At 74.9% G+C, this 14,870-nt stretch carries 11 protein-coding genes; 1 reads left to right on the forward strand and 10 read right to left on the reverse strand.

Translation table 11 applies throughout. The features are described 5' to 3' along the window. The 7 genes from PO879_RS15020 to PO879_RS15050 are packed head-to-tail and all read right to left on the reverse strand — an operon-like array spanning position 1 to position 9,758. Positions 1-891 (reverse strand): DNA/RNA non-specific endonuclease, encoded by an 891-nt coding sequence (locus PO879_RS15020; protein ID WP_278235660.1) that lies wholly within the window; start codon positions 889-891, stop codon positions 1-3. A gap of 34 nt (positions 892-925) precedes the next feature. Next, positions 926-2,605 (reverse strand): PQQ-binding-like beta-propeller repeat protein, encoded by a 1,680-nt coding sequence (locus PO879_RS15025; protein ID WP_278235661.1) that lies wholly within the window; start codon positions 2,603-2,605, stop codon positions 926-928. 9 nt (positions 2,606-2,614) lie between these two features. Then, positions 2,615-4,303: a PQQ-binding-like beta-propeller repeat protein gene (locus PO879_RS15030; protein ID WP_278235662.1), complete on the reverse strand. Its 1,689-nt coding sequence runs from the start codon at positions 4,301-4,303 to the stop codon at positions 2,615-2,617. Further along, on the reverse strand, positions 4,303-5,973 hold the full coding sequence (locus PO879_RS15035; RefSeq protein ID WP_278235663.1) for a PQQ-binding-like beta-propeller repeat protein: 1,671 nt from the start codon (positions 5,971-5,973) through the stop codon (positions 4,303-4,305). The genes PO879_RS15030 and PO879_RS15035 overlap by 1 nt, the downstream gene beginning before the upstream one ends. Positions 5,974-5,982: 9 nt before the next feature. Next, the gene (locus PO879_RS15040; RefSeq protein WP_278235664.1) at positions 5,983-7,587 is read right to left on the reverse strand and encodes a PQQ-binding-like beta-propeller repeat protein; all 1,605 of its coding nucleotides are present in this window, start codon (positions 7,585-7,587) and stop codon (positions 5,983-5,985) included. 45 nt (positions 7,588-7,632) lie between these two features. Then, on the reverse strand, positions 7,633-8,874 hold the full coding sequence (locus PO879_RS15045; RefSeq protein ID WP_278235665.1) for an ABC transporter permease: 1,242 nt from the start codon (positions 8,872-8,874) through the stop codon (positions 7,633-7,635). Then, entirely contained in the window at positions 8,871-9,758 is an 888-nt protein-coding gene (locus PO879_RS15050) for an ATP-binding cassette domain-containing protein (protein WP_278235666.1), read from the reverse strand. Before PO879_RS15050 ends, PO879_RS15045 begins: the two co-directional genes overlap by 4 nt. Before the next feature lie 250 nt (positions 9,759-10,008). Between PO879_RS15050 and PO879_RS15055 the strand changes: the two genes are divergently transcribed. Continuing rightward, positions 10,009-10,998 carry a type IV toxin-antitoxin system AbiEi family antitoxin domain-containing protein gene (locus tag PO879_RS15055; protein ID WP_278235667.1) on the forward strand — a complete coding sequence of 330 codons (990 nt, stop codon included), beginning with the start codon at positions 10,009-10,011 and terminating at the stop codon, positions 10,996-10,998. A gap of 129 nt (positions 10,999-11,127) precedes the next feature. On the opposite strand, the gene PO879_RS15060 is transcribed toward PO879_RS15055, so the two are convergent. The 3 genes from PO879_RS15060 to aztD all read right to left on the reverse strand — a co-directional run bounded on the left by PO879_RS15060 (position 11,128) and on the right by aztD (position 14,720). After that, complete coding sequence (locus tag PO879_RS15060) at positions 11,128-11,850, reverse strand: response regulator transcription factor (RefSeq protein ID WP_278235668.1); 723 nt, start codon at positions 11,848-11,850, stop codon at positions 11,128-11,130. Continuing rightward, the gene (locus PO879_RS15065; RefSeq protein WP_278235669.1) at positions 11,847-13,235 is read right to left on the reverse strand and encodes a histidine kinase; all 1,389 of its coding nucleotides are present in this window, start codon (positions 13,233-13,235) and stop codon (positions 11,847-11,849) included. The genes PO879_RS15060 and PO879_RS15065 overlap by 4 nt, the downstream gene beginning before the upstream one ends. Positions 13,236-13,355: 120 nt before the next feature. Further along, positions 13,356-14,720, reverse strand: a complete 1,365-nt coding sequence (gene aztD / locus PO879_RS15070; protein WP_278235670.1) for a zinc metallochaperone AztD — start codon at positions 14,718-14,720, stop codon at positions 13,356-13,358. Positions 14,721-14,870: the final 150 nt, after the last annotated feature.

Raw genomic sequence — 14,870 nt, forward strand, 5'->3', positions numbered from 1 at the left:
TCAGCGGGGACCGAGGGTGATGGCGGCCGGCTCGCTCAGCTCCGTCCAGCCCGCGGACGGCGGGCCGGCCGCCGCCAGCGGCTCCAGGGCCCTGCGCTCGGTGGGCACCACGTCCGCCCCGACCAGCGGGCCGAGGTCGAGGCCGGTCAGGTCCGCGAGGTCGGCGACCGGTACCTGGAAGGTGCGGTACGGGCCCAGCGGCGGGACGTTCCCCACCGCGAGCGCCCGCCCGGTGGCGGTGCTCAGCTCGGCGTCGGTGAGCAGGGGCGACTGGTCGAGCAGGAACCCCGCCGAGCGCAGGACGCGTTCGCCGTCGACCTCCGTCACCCAGGCGGCGGCCTTCCAGAACCGTCGCGGCAGGGGGACGCCACGGTAGACGGGGTCGGCGTCGGCGAAGACGCAGCCGGTCAGCACGACGACCCGGTGGTCGTGGGCGTCGGCGAACGCCAGGACGTGGTCCTCCAGCCCGTTCCACAGGCTCTTGGACTGGTTGAACTCGTCGACCTGCGGGGCGGCGTTGGTGTAGACGAAGGTCGCCTCGCCGGCGTCGCGCGCCTCCTCCTCGGTGCCCCACATCGGGTCCAGGCGGCGCACGAGATGACCGCGGTCGAGGACGTTGTGGTGGTACAGGTCGTTGTCGGCCTGCTCCGCGGGCGGCGCCTGGGGGTCGAGCCGCCACGACCCGGAGCGGGCCAGCGGCTGCAGGCGGGCGCCGTCGATCATGCAGGCGGTGGCGACCGCCAGCCGGCGCCCGGAGTGCAGCAGCACGCTGAAGTGCGGGTGGTCGAGCCGGCGCAGCTCGGCCGGGTCGGGCCCGCCGTCGGCCGGTACCGGCAGCGGGACGCGCAGCCGGTCGTCGCGGTCGAGAAAGCAGGCGTCGTACCCCGTCATGCCGTCGAGCCAACCACGGTCCGCCGTCGGACGCTCACGATCCGGTCGTGTAGCCCGTCAGGCCCCGCGGGGACCACCGCAGCAGGTGGCCCGACGCCGCCAGCTCCAGCCCCCAGCCGTCCGCGGCCAGCTCGGTGGACCACAGGTCCTCCCCCGTCCTGACGTCGACGGCACGCCACCGGGAGACCACCCGCTCGCCGGTGTAGGTGGGCACGACCACGGCCACGACGGCGCCGTCGGTGAACGCCGCCTCGAGCTCGCCGCTCCGGCCGCCGCCCTCCAGGGCCGTGAACTGGGTGACGACGTCGTCGCGCACCCAGCGCACGGTGCCGTCGGACCGGTCCAGCCCGAGGACGCGGTCCTGGACGTCCAGGACGACGGCGACCTCCTCGGTCCGGGCCAGGAACGTCTGTGTGTTCACGTCCGCCGTCCACAGCTCCTGACCGTCCTGGTCCAGCGCGACCGTGCGGGCGGCGTGGGCGACCAGCTGCTGGCCGCCGCCCCCGCCCACGGTGGACAGGGGTTCGAGCAGCCTCCCCTCCACGGTGTACCAGTGCTCGCCGTCCGGACCGAGGACGGCGTGGTCCCACACCGGCAGGTTCCAGACGCCGGAGGAGACGACGAAGCCGCCGTCGGCGAGCGGCCGGACCCGGCGCACCGTGCCCGCCTCGTCGTCGCCGTCGTCGTCCGGCAGGTCCAGCCGCTTCCCGTCGGGGGTGACGTAGGCGAGGATGCCGCAGCCGGCGACCCCGATCAGCTGCTGGCTGACCGCGTGGTCGAGGGTGGCCCGCCGGTCGACCTGCGCGTTGCGGCCCCCGGTGTCCCAGCTGACGCACTGCGTGGCGTCGCGGACGGTCCCGAAGGGCACCGTCGTGGCCCAGCGCTCCTCGTCGGTCACGGCGTCCACCGCCCGCAGCTGCAGGTCGTACCCGTCGTCGATGTCGCCGAGGACGGTGAGGTTCGTCAGCGGGTCGCCGCGCAGCTCCACGTCGACGTCGTCCGGGTCGCCGGTCCACGTCGCCGACACCAGGGTGCCGCGGGGTCCCGGCACGAGCAGGTCGTGCTCGCCCTCGACGGTGCGGCGCACCAGGACGCTGCCGTCGTCCTCCACGACGGTGACGTCCACCGCGTCGTCGGTCGTCCCGGCGACGCAGACCACGAGCTCCGCCGGTCGCAGGTCGACGGTGTCGCCCCAGATCGCCAGCCCGGGCCCGCAGCTCGCGTCGGTCGCGGTCAGCTCGACGGTCCAGACGGGCTGACCGGTCCGCAGGTCGACCCCGACGAGCTCGTCGTGGTGCAGCACGGCGGCCACGTCGCCCTCCATCGCGATCAGTCCGCCGGTCAGCCCGATGCCGCCGACGTCCTCGTCGAGGCGCCAGGACTCGAACGGCGGACCCGACAGGTCGCTCACCCCGCCCGCCGCCGCCCGCAGGTCGTCCCCGCGCCACCGGTCGACGACGCCCTCGACCACGACCACCGCGGCGAGCGCGACCACCGCGGCCACCGGCACGCCCCACCGCAGCAGGCGGGGCCGGTCGGCCCAGCGCCGTCGGGCACCGGCGAGCAGGGCGGGGGGCTCGGCCTCCGGGGCGGTACCCGGCTCGGGTTCCTCCGCGACCCGCCGGCCCGCAGGGTGCTGCCCGGCCTCGGACCCGTCCTCGGGCACGAGGTCGAACGTGAACGCCCCCTGGGGGGCACCGCGTCGTCGCCCCACACCCCGACGTTAGCGCGGTTCGAGCATCTTCACCGCAGCGATCCGCGGCCAGGCGGCGAATCCCCCGCCGCCCGGGTCGAGCTCGTGAAGCAGCAGGTGGCCGTCGACGGCGGTGACCCACGGCAGCCCGTCCCCGTCCAGCTCCGTCCGGCGGGCGTCCCCGGTGGCGAGGTCCACCGTCACCAGGCTGCCGGCCCAGGTCGGACCGCCGTCGAGGCCCTCCACGAGCGCGACCGTGACCCGCTCACCGTCGGTGACCGCCGAGGTGGGCTGGACCCAGCGACCGTCCGGGGCGGGGTGGACCAGGTCGACGCGCCACCGCTCGCGCCCGTCGGCGTCGTCCAGCGCCACCAGCTCCGAGGACGCGTCGGTCGCCACCACCGTCGTCCCGGCCGCGCGGGCGAGCACGTCCGGGTCGCCCCCGAGCTCCGCCTCCCAGCGGACGGCGCCGTCGCCGCCGATCCCGACGGCGGTGCTGAGCTCGCGGACGACGACCAGCTCCGGCTCGACCGGCCCCACCTGCGCCACGGGGACGCGGACTCGACCGCCGAGGTCCTCCCGCCGACCTTCCTCGGCGGTCACGAGCACGGTGCCGCCCCGGGGACCGGGAACGACCTGCCCACCGCCCGGGAACGGCTCCACCACGCCGAGACCCTGCAGGTCGGCGAACGAGACGCCGGTGACGTCGGCCACGTCGAGCGGCGTGCCATCGGTCGCCAGCCCGGTGCCGCCCTGGCACATCTGGTAGCCCACGACCGACGGCGTCGCGACGGGCTGCCGCACCCCCCACAGCTCGATCCGGGTGGTCGCCGGTCGCGGTCGTCCCTCGGCGTCGGCGCTGAACCACACGCAGTCCTGCAGCGACATCGGCCAGCGGTTCGCCGTGCTCTCGGCACGCACCTGCCCGGTGAGCGCGTCCTCCACCCGCAGCGTCGCCGCGCCCAGGCCGTTCGGGTCGATCTCCTCGACGAGCTGCTGGGTGGTCGGCGAGTTCTCGACCGTCCGACGGCCGGGCAGGTCGATCACGTGCTCGACCACGGCCAGGCCGCCGGCGGCGGCCGGCGCGACCCGCACGTGCTCGCCGCCGTAGACCTCCGGGTCCAGGACGCGGTCCCCGACGACGGCACCGTCGGCGTCCAGGACCGTCACGGTGCGCTCACCGTCGTCGCCGTGCACGCACGTCAGGGTCGTGCTCGGCATCGTCCACTCGACCCCGCTGCTCAGCCGCGGTCGCGGGCCGCACTCCAGGTCGGGTCCGAGCGCGGCGCGCCACACCTCGCTGCCGTCGGCCGCGTCGTGCACGACCAGCGTCCGGTCCTCGACGAAGGCCAGCCGGCCGCCGTCGAGCACGGCGACCACCCCGGACCCGTCCCGGCTCCACGCCTCGGTCAGCTCGCCCGCGAGGGAGAGCACGCCACCCGGTGCCGCCCGCAGCCGCTCCGACTCGAGGTGGGCCGCCGCCGCCCCGCCGGCGACCAGCCCGCCCACCAGGACGAGGACCGCGCCGCCGCCGACACCCACCGTCGCGCGCCGCCGACGCGGGGACGCCGCCCGCCACCACGCCGCGGCACGCTCGAGCCACCCCGGCCGCGGCGGCTCCGGCGTCCTCGCCCCGCCGTCGTGCCCCGCGCCGGCGTCGACGGACGTGTCGACCGAGACGTCGAAGGAGACCATCGCGTCGTCACGGCGCCTCGCCATCAGGCCCCGCCCTCGCCGGGAGCCAGCACCCGCAGCCCCACCACCGGCGTCGTGGCGTCGCCGAGGAGCACCTCGTCGGCCGGCAGCTCGGGCACGACGAGGTGGCCGTCGACGGCCAGCACGGTGCGCGTGGCGACGTCCCGCACCCGCGGGGCCACCTCCTGCCCGGTGCGCAGGTCGAGCGTGAACAGCGACAGCTCGGCCGTGGCCTCGACGGAGACGTCCATCAGCACGCCCGTCATCCGGACGCCGTCGGTGACCGCCGAGAGCACGTACCGCCGCGGACCGGCGTCGGGGGCCAGCCGCCACCGCTCGGTCCCGTCGGCCGCGTCGTAGCCGACCAGCTCGTCCCAGCCGCTGACCACCACGAGGTCGTCGGTGCGCACCAGGACGCGGGGGCTCTCACCCGGCGCGCTCCATCGCTCGCTCCCGTCCTCGGCGAGCAGGACGACACGCTCGGCGCCCTCCACGGCGACGTACCCGTCGCCGGCGGTCCCGTCCGTCGCGGGCACCTCCAGACGCAGGCCGGGGACGTCGAGGACCGGTTCGCCGTCGTCGGCGAGGAGGCTGCTGCCCTCCCCGGCCGGCACGACGAAGCGCTCGTCCGGGTACGGCTGGCGCACGGACTGCCGCGGCCACGTCGTGGCGAGCGCGGACCGGTACCCCAGGGGGACGCCCGTGTAGGTCGCGGCGCCGTCGGCGGCGCAGCCCGCGAAGCCGACCATCGTCGGCGTCCCCAGCGTCGCGCCGAGGTCCAGCGTGGCCCGGCCGGCCGTCCCCAGGCCGGAGGAGTCGACCTCGTCCTCCCCCAGCGTGTAGCAGTCGACGCCGTGCGCCCACGGCAGCTCGACCAGGTCCAGGGTCTGCCGACGTTCCCCGGTCAGCGCGTCCTCGAGCCAGGTCCGCGTGTCTCCTCCGTCGACCTCCATCTGGCTCAGCTCGGAGAACATCTCGTCCGGCGTGGCGAAGGTGAGGCGCTCCGGCAGGTCGGTGTCGTGCTCGGTGACGGCCAGCGCGCCGTCCGCCGCCGCGACCACCGACCGGGCCTGGCCGCCGTACCGTTCGGCCGCCAGCCCGCGCTGCCCGACGACGGCACCGTCGGCGTCGAGCACCGTGACGGCACGGTTCCCGGCCCGGCCGTGCACGCACGTCACCGTCTCGACGGGCACCGTCCACTCCGCGACGCTGTCCAGCCGCGGCCTGGGACCGCACTCCACCGCCCCGGTCAGGGTGACCTCCCAGCGTTCGGCACCGGTGGCGACCTCCCGGGCGACGACCCGGGGACCCTCGGTGGTGACGATCCCGCCCGCGGGCAGCACGGCCGCGATGCTGCTGACGTCGGCGCTCCAGACCTCGGTGAGCGGCCCGTCCAGGGAGAGCACCCCGCCCGGGGCGGTGCGCAGCCGCTCGGCCTCGACGTGGTTCGCCAGCGTCGACGCCGCCACGGTGCCGCCGGTCAGCACCACGGCCGCGCCGGCGACGAGGGCGGTCGCCGTGCGGCGCTGGCGCCGCGTCGCGGCCCGCCACCAGCGGCGGACCCGGTCATGCCGGGGCGCCGCGGCGCCGCCGTCCGCCCGCCCGTCGCCGGTGCGGGCGGCGTCGTCGACCCCGTCGTCGGCGTCGTGGGAGACGTCGAAGGTGACGACGTCGTCCCGGCGTGGTCGGCCCATACCGTGAATCTAGTTCGCCAGGCCGACGAGTGCGGCGTCGGAGGTCTCGACCTGCACCCCGTCGACGGTGCGGATGTACCCTCCGCCCATCGCGTCGGCGAGGACGACCCGCCCGTCGATCACCGTCACCTGCCCGTAGCGGGCGTCGTACGCCTGGTTCCAGCGGGTGCGACCGTCGGCGAGGTCGAGGGCGACGAGGTCGGTCTGCGGGCCGCCGGACACGGTCACCAGGACGATCTCCCCGTCGGTGGCCGCTGCCCCGACACCCCCCTGCTCGGTCGTGACCACGTCGTCGCGTGTCCACCGGATCTCCCCCGTGTCCAGGTCGACGGCCTGGACGCGGTTCTCCGGGACCATCGCGAGAACCGCCGTGCCACCGGCACGCGCCAGGTACCGCGGAAAGCCCGCCACGTCGATCGTCCACAGGCGCTCCCCGGCGTCGTCGACGGCGGACAGCCGGTCGGACCCGACGAACACGAGGCGCGGCCCGCCCGGTGCGTCCAGAGCCGGCGGCGGGAGCACGGACCCCGGCACCACGGCCTCCTCGGCGCCGGAGGCGTCCAGCACGCGCGTGCTCTCGTCGGCGGTGTACTCCAGGAACCCGCCGTCGACCGACGGCACGCGCATCGCCTCGTGGCGCTCGCCGTCGGGGGTCACCGTCACCGACCGCCCGCACACGTCGAGCCGGACGGCGAAGCCCCACGCCCACAGCGAGGGGTTGACGAACACCCGGTCGCGACTCGTACCCGTGCCACAGGGTGCGAGGTCCTCCGCGCGGACCACGAGCGTCTCCTCGGCGCGGACCTCGCCGGTCAGCACGTCCTCCACCCGGACGGTCGGGTCCTGCCAGCGGCCGTCGGCGCGGGCCTGCGCCAGGCCGGTCTCCAGATCCTCCCCGTCGAGCGTGAGCTCCCGCGCGCCGCCCTCGAGCACCGCGACGGTGCCGTCCCCCGCCGGGAGGACCTGCGGTGCACCGTCGACCCAGGCACCCCGCTGCCCGTGGTTGGCGACACCGAGCTCCCGGTCGCCGAGCACCGTGCCCGAGGCGTCCAGCACGGTGGCGGTGCGCTCCGGCGTGCCGTGCACGCACACGAGGGCCTCGATACCGGTGGAGAGCAGTCCGCGCAGGTTGTCCGGGCCGCACTCGACGAGAGCCCCCAGCTCGTGGCGCCACACCTCGTCCCCCGTGGCGACGTCGACCCCGAGCACGTCGGTCCCGTCGCGCGTGACGACGACCCCGCCGGGCAGCACCGCGACGACGCCCTCGTCGGTCTCCACCCGCCAGGTCTCCTCCAGCGGGACGGACAGGTCCGCGACGCCGCCCGGCATCTCTGCCATGTGCTCGGCGTGCGCGGCGTCGGACCGGGCGTCGAGCGCGGCGACCCCGGCCGCCGTCCCGACGACGGCGACCGCGGTGACGCCGACGATCCCGGCCCGCAGGCGGCGCGGCGTCGCCCGCCAGCGCTCCCGGACGGGTCCGGCGACGCGGCGGCCGAACCAGCCGGGCTCGACGGGCTCGCCGGCCGACCCGGCAGCAGCACTCGTCCCTGCGTCTCCTGGCCCGTCCTCGTCCGGGACCAGGTCGAACTGCACGGGATCACGTCGTCGAGCCATGTCCGGCAATCTATCTCTCATGATTGCCCCAAGAAAGTCCCTCGACTAGCCCTGCGGGCGCAGCGCCTGCCGCCAGGAGATGCGTCCGCCGGTCTGCAGCAGCGACCCGCGGAACGCCCGCTCCGAGACGAGCAGCGCCACGGCGGCGAACGCGGCCAGGAGCACCAGCGCGATCACGGGCTCCCACCACGCCGCGTCCCCGGAGAGGATCCGGGCCGGCATGGCCACCACGGAGGCGATCGGCACGTACGACAGCACGGTCAGGAACGTGCCCGAGGCCGTGAACGTCACGAAGTACACACCCATGACCAGGAACGTCATCGGGGTCGCCGTGTACTGCAGGTCCTCGGCGCGGCTGGCCAGGGCACCGGCCACGGCGTACAGCGCCGCCAGCGCGAGGAACCCGACGGCGAAGAACACCACGAACCAGATCAACGACGTCGACAGCGCGGGCAATGCCATCGACACCGGGCTCGCCGAGACCGCGACCATCCCGACGCCGGCGAACAGCAGGTTCTGCCCGACGGCGATCACCGAGCTGCCCAGGATCTTGCCCGCCAGGAGCTGGCGCAGCGGCACCGCCGTCGCGATGATCTCCACCAGCCGCGACTGCTTCTCCTCGACCACCGAGCTGGCGATCATGTTGCCCGACGTGATCGCCCCCGCGAAGAACAGGAACGACAGCGCGAACGTCGCGAAGAACAGCGCCTGCTCGCCGACCGCGTCGGGCTCGAGGGCCTCGGTGGTCAGCTCCGCACCGGCCGACAGCTCGGCCACCGACGTGCCGGCGGCCTCCGCGTTCGCGGCGACGACCTGCTGCTCGACGGCGGTGGACACGTACCGCTGCAGGTCACCGCCGGGCTCGCCCTGGCCGGCCAGCACCCAGCCGTCGTCGCCCGGGTGCAGCCAGGCGTCGGCGTCGCCGGACTCCAGCGCCGCGCGCGCGGCGTCCGCGTCGGCGGTCTCGAGCACCTCGACCTCGGTGTTGCCCCCTTCCGCCGCCGCGACCTCGCCGGCCGAGGTGGCCGCGGCGACAGCCGCGCTGTCGGCGCCGCTCACCGCGACGGTGGAGGTGTCGACCCGGTTGGCCTGCCAGGCGAAGAAGGCCGCGAGCGCCGCGATGACGACCAGTGAGGTCACGAGCCCGATGACGAACGCCTTGTTCATCACCCGCGTGACGATCTCGCGCTGCATCACCAGACGCCAGGCGCCGCGGGTGCTGTCGTCCGGGGACTCGGGCGCCGGGGTCGGTACGAGCCGGGCCTGCTCCTGGGTGGACGTGGTCATGAGGTCACCTCGCGGTAGATCTGGGCCAGGGAGGGGCGGACCGGGGAGAGCTCGCGGACCGCACCGCGCTCGAGCGCCGTGGCGAGCAGGCGCTGGGCAGCCGCGTCGTCGGCCAGCTCGAGCAGCGCCGTCGGACCGTCCACGTCGACGGCGTGCACGCCGGGTACACCCCGGACCCAACCGGCGTCGCCGTCGAGCACCAGGCGGTGCCGCAGCGTGCCGGTCTCCTGCAGCTCGGCCGGCGTGCCGTCCGCGACGACCCGGCCGCCGCGCAGGATCACGAGACGCTCGCACAGGCGCTCGACCAGGTCGAGCTGGTGCGAGCTGAACAGTACCGGGACCCCCCGGGCCGTGTGCTGTCGCAGCAGGTCGACCATGTCGTCCACCGCGGTGGGGTCCAGCCCCGAGAAGGGCTCGTCGAGGATCAGTGCGCGCGGCCGGCCCATGAGGGCCGCCGTGATCTGGACGCGCTGCTGGTTGCCGAGGCTGAGCTTCTCCACGTGGTCGCGGGCGCGCTCGCCGAGCCCCAGCCGCTCCAGGTGCTCCAGGGCCTCGGCACGCGCCGTCGCGGCGGGGATGCCACGCAGCCGGGCGAGGTAGACGAGCTGGTCGAGCGCCGGCTGCTTGGGGTACAGGCCGCGCTCCTCGGGCATGTACCCGAACGTGCGCCGGTCCGCGCGGGTCACCGGGGCGCCGTCGAACAGCACCTCCCCGGAGGTGGCCGCGAGGACACCCATCATCATGCGCATCGTGGACGTCTTGCCGGCGCCGTTGGAGCCGACGAACCCCGTGAGCATGCCGCCCCGGGCGGCGAAGGAGACGCCGTCGACCGCCCGCAGGTCGCCGAAGGTTCTGGTCAGGTCCCTGACCTCGAGAGTGGACATGGCTCCCAACCTACGGAGCACGGGCCGCGGGCGGATCCGCCGGAAGGGGGATTCGCGCGGGTCCACCACGCGGGCGACGACGCGAATCGTCAGGCATCACCGTCGGACGGCTGACGCAGCACGTCGTCGCTCGCTGCTGACGTCGTCCGCGGTCAGCGTTCGGCGACGGATGCCTGACCGGGCACGTCGCCGTGTCCACACCCTGTGGACGACCGGTCCGGGGGATCCCGCCGGCTGGTCTGCTGGGACGGTGCCCTCCCCACCGCTCGTCGTCCCGGACCGCGCTCACCGGATCGCTTCCCGGCAGGAGGGACTGCTCTCGATCGACCAGTGCCGGTCGTCCGGGGTCACCCGCCAGCAGGCGGCACGCCTGGTCGCCCAGGGGCGCTGGAGCCGACCGGTCCGCGGTGTGTACGACGTCGGCGTCGGCGGGGACCCGGCGCGGGACCGGCTGGACCGTGCTCGCCGCCGGGCCTCCCTGCTCGGGCCGCTGGCGTGCCCCGGCACGGTGGTCACCGGCGTCGCCGCGCTGGTCCTGCACGGCGTCCACGGCGCACCGCTCGACGTCCGGCCCGAGGTCACGGTCCCGGACGGGTCGGCCCGCCGGGGCCCCGACCCGGTCCGCGTCCGCCGGCTGCGGCTCCGCCGCTGGTCGGAGGTCGACGGCGTCGCGTGCGCCCTCCCGGAGGACGCGTTGGCCCAGGCGGTCCCCGCCCTGCCGCGGTACCGCGCCGTCGCGATGATGGACTCGGCGGGCCACCGCGGCCTCGTCTCGCGCGCCGGCCTCGACCGGGCCCGGGAGAAGTCCGGCGACCTCGTCGGGGCGGCCGCGCGCCGGTCCTGGTGGGACGAGTGCGATCCCCGGGCAGAGTCGCCGGCCGAGACCTGGGCACGCCTTGGCTGCGTCGACGCCGGCGTCGCGCCGGACGCGCTGCAGCTCCGGCTGGTCACGTCGTCCGGGCTGGTCGTGGCCCGGGTCGACCTGGCGTGGCTGCTCCCCGGCGACAGCGCGCTCCTGGTCGAGATCGACGGTCGTGACGTCCACTCCCGGCTCGACGCCGTCGTCGCGGACCGCGCCCGGCAGAACCGGATCGCCGGCCGACGGACGCTGGTACGCCGCTACACCGGACGGGACGCCTGGGACGGCACCGTCGCCCGGGAGGTGGCTGCCGTCCTGGCCGCCGAGGGCTGGTTCCCGCAGCGTCCCCCGGTGGACCACCGGTTCGTCCTGCCGTCGTGAGGTGACCGCCCCGACGTCGCGGCGGGTCAGGTATCGGGGCCGGACGGCCGACCGGCGACGCCGTCGCGGCCACGTGGCGACGCGGACGGTCAGGCATCACCGGCTGATGGCTGACCGGCGACGACACCGTCAGGCGTTCCCGGCCAGTCCGTGCCGGTGGACGTAGACGACCGCCTGGACCCGGTCGCGCAGGTGGAGCTTGCCCAGGACGTTCGACACGTGGGTCTTGACCGTCGCCTCGCCGAGGAACAGCTCCGCGGCGATCTCCGCGTTGGACATCCCCCGGCCCACCAGCACGAGCACCTCGCGCTCGCGGGCGGTCAGGCGGTCCAGGTCCGGGGCCGACGGCGGCACCCCGGCGCCCCGGACCGCCCCGGCACCCGTCGTCCCGGCGCCGGCCCGCCCGGTATCGACCGTCCCGGTACCTGTCGCCCCGCCGGCGACCATCCGCTTCACGACCCGCTGTGTCACCTGCGGGGACAGCAGACCGTGCCCGTCGGCGACGGTCCGGACCGCCTCGACCAGGTGGTCGGCGTCGGCGTTCTTCAGCAGGAACCCGGACGCCCCGGCGGCCAGGGCGTCGAAGACGTAAGCGTCGTCGTCGAAGGTCGTCAGCACCAGCACCCGGGAGAGGTCCTCGGCGACGATCCGCCGGGTCGCCTCGATCCCGTCCATGACGGGCATCTGGACGTCCATGAGCACGACGTCGGGACGCAGCTCCCGGGCCGCGGCGACCGCGTCGACACCGTCCGACGCCTCCCCGACCACGTCGAGGTCGTCCTCGACAGCGAGGATGAGACGGAATCCCGACCGCACGAGCCGCTGGTCGTCGACGAGCAGCACCGAGGTCATGCGGGGTCCTGGGGCAGGGGCAGTCGCACGCGCACACGGTAGCCGCCGGTCACCCGGGGGCCGATCTCGGCCACGCCGTGGTGGGCGGCGACCCGTTCGCGCAGCCCGACCAGGCCGAGCCCGGTGCCGGAGGAACCGGGACGCGTCCGCCCGTCGTCGAGCACCTCGACCTCGGCGAAGCCGGCGGACCCCGCAGAGCCGGCCGATGCCTCGGGTCGCCGGTCGACACGGACGGTGACCGAGGCCGTGCGGGCCGTGGAGTGCTTGCGCACGTTGGCCAGTCCCTCCTGGACGGTCCGGTACAGGCTCAGCGCGACGGGTGCCGGGACCTCGGTGTCGGCACCGGGCGGCTCGGCGACGAGCGAGAACGTGACGTCGAGACCGTCGTCGGCCTCCGCCAGCGCCGGGATGTCCGTCAGTCCGGGCCCGGGAGAACGCGCCCCCGACCCACCGTCGGACCCGCCGTCGGACGCGGTCTCGGACCCGGTGTCGCGCAGGGTCCCCACGAGGCCGCGCATCTGGGTCACCGCCTCCCGGGACGCCGACTCGATGGTGGCCAGGGGTTCGGCGGCGAGGACCGGGTCCTTGGCGAGCAACCGGCGGGCTGCGGCGGCCTGGATGCCGATGACCGAGACGTGGTGAGCGACGACGTCGTGGAGCTCGCGGGCGATGCGCAGCCGGTCGGTGACGACCGCGCGACGCTGCAGCTCGGCCGACTGCCGTTCGATCGTCGCCGCCTGGTGGGCGAGCTGCTGCCGGCGCCGGGCCGCGTTCCACGAGACCTGCCCGATCGCGATCGCGCCGAGGAAGTAGGCCATGTTGACCAGCCAGATGTGGGCGACCATCGCGGTGATCGGGTCGAGGTACCCGGGCGGGTCGTCGAGGAGGCCCCGCGACTCGGCGGCCTGCTGCAGTCCCGACCCGACCGCGAGCTGCCACAGGAGCCACGTGAACATGACCAGCAGGCACACCCCGACCACGACGACCATCGCCTGCCGGTCCCGCGCCCAGGCGACGGCCGAGTAGAGCGCGACGAAGTAGACCGCCTGGAGGACGACCGTCATCGGGATCGACGGCACGGTGAGGCCGAGCACGAGGAAGTGCGTGTAGGCGACCGCGAGGACCGTGAGGGGGTAGCGACGGCGGACGACCAGCGGCAGGGCGCCGGCCGCGGAGAGCAGCGCCACGAGCCAGGGCGGGGTCTCCTCGTCCAGGAGACCCGCCGACCGTGCCACCTCGGAGCCGGCGACCGCCAGGACCACGAGGACGAGGCCGAGCCACACGTCGCGGCGATAGGCGTCGGCGGGATCGGTCGGGGTGCGCTCGAAGTCGGCGTCGAGGCCGAACCACTCGGTGATCAGCTCGGGGGCTCGCAGGCGCGGCATCCGTCCAGCGTACGGAGGAGCACCACGTCGACGCCTCCCCCGCAGGACGGAGAACGCGTCAGGTCCGGCGCGGCGTCACCGCCGCGCCGGACCTGACGTGGGAGGGATCGAGCGGGTCGCTCAGTGGTCGTGGTCCTCGTGACCCTCGTCCGCGTGGTCCTCGTCCGCGTGCTCCTCCTCGGAGTGCTCGTCGCCGTGCTCCTCCTCGGAGTGCTCCGCCGCGGGCTCGCCGTACACGCCGGAGAGCTCGTTCGCCGCGACGCCGAGGTCGGCCGTGAGCCAGACCTCCTGCTCGACGAGGTCGACCGCGTGGATCTGTTGGTTCGCCGGGTCGGTGACGTAGACCGAGCCGTCGAGCGCGAGCACCGTCGGGCGCGGCTGCTGCCAGTCCGTCGGCTCCTCCCAGGAGTCGACGACCGGGATCGAGGCGGTGATCTCGCCGGACTCGGGGTCGATGACCTGCAGGGATCCGTCGGTGGTCAGGACGAGCGCCTCGCCGTCGTCACCGCGGGCCAGGGAGCGGAAGCTGTACGAGCCCGGCAGGTCGACGAGCCGGTGGCTCGCGTCCCGGGTGTCGATCAGGCTGACGCGGGTCGGCCGCTCGAGCTCCGCGTCGGGGTCGGTCTTGTAGTCACCGAGGATGACGGGCGAGGCCTCCGAACCGGCCTGGTTGCCGATCCGCGAGTACTCGTCCGGGGTCTCGACCTGCGTGAACTCGCCGTCGGCGTAGACGACGGCCCCGTTCTCGCAGCCGAGGACGACGGCCTCTCCCTGCGCGACGGACTCGCCGTGCACGCCGGGGCAGTCGCCGGAGGAGGCGACCTCCTCGCCGTCGGCGTCCAGGACCGCGACACCGGTGCGCTCCTCCTCGGTGCCGATCGTGACGAGGAGCGACCCGTCGCTCAGCGGGACGGCCACGCCGTGGTGGGCGTCGGGCAGCTCGACGGTCTCGACCTCCGCGTCCGCCTCGGCGACGTGCAGCGACTCCACGAGCTCGACGTGCCCGGTGCCGTCGTCGAAGAAGGCGGTGGTGCCGTCGTGGACGACCGCGTGCCCGGGCCTCTCGGCGTCGTAGGTGACGTCCGTCAGCTCCGGGGAGGCCGTGTAGTAGTGGAAGTGATCGCCGTGGCCCTCGCCCCAGGTCCCGGTGTCGAGGAGCTGGAAGCCACCGGTGGTGGACACCGCGAGGTGGCGCCCGTCGCCGGCCGGGTTGAGGCGGTTGAAGCCCTCGAGCTCGACGTCGCCGACCTCCTCGAGGGTCATCGCGTCGAGGACCTTGATGCCGCCGTCGTAGGTGACGGCGACGCGGGCGGTGCGGGACTGGACCTCGGTGGGGCCCTGAGCGCTGTCCGCCGAGTCCTCGGTCTCGGCGGCGGCGGGGTCGGTCTCGGTGGCCGGTTCCTCGGCATCGGTGCCGCACGCGGCCAGGAGGCCGAGGGGCAGCGCGAGGGCGAGCGCCGTGGCGGCGCGGGATCGGGTGGTCATCGGACTTCTTTCCTCGTCGGGGACGACGCCGGGAAGCGGCACGGCGCCGGGAGCTGCGGGGGCGCCACGGACGCCCCGACGCGAATGAGAACCATTCGCGTCAACAGACCGCAGTCAACCACGTATGAGAACGGTTATCAAACGTGGGGG

The sequence above is a fragment of the Isoptericola sp. AK164 genome (assembly GCF_029643425.1).
Lineage (GTDB): Bacteria > Actinomycetota > Actinomycetes > Actinomycetales > Cellulomonadaceae > Isoptericola > Isoptericola haloaureus.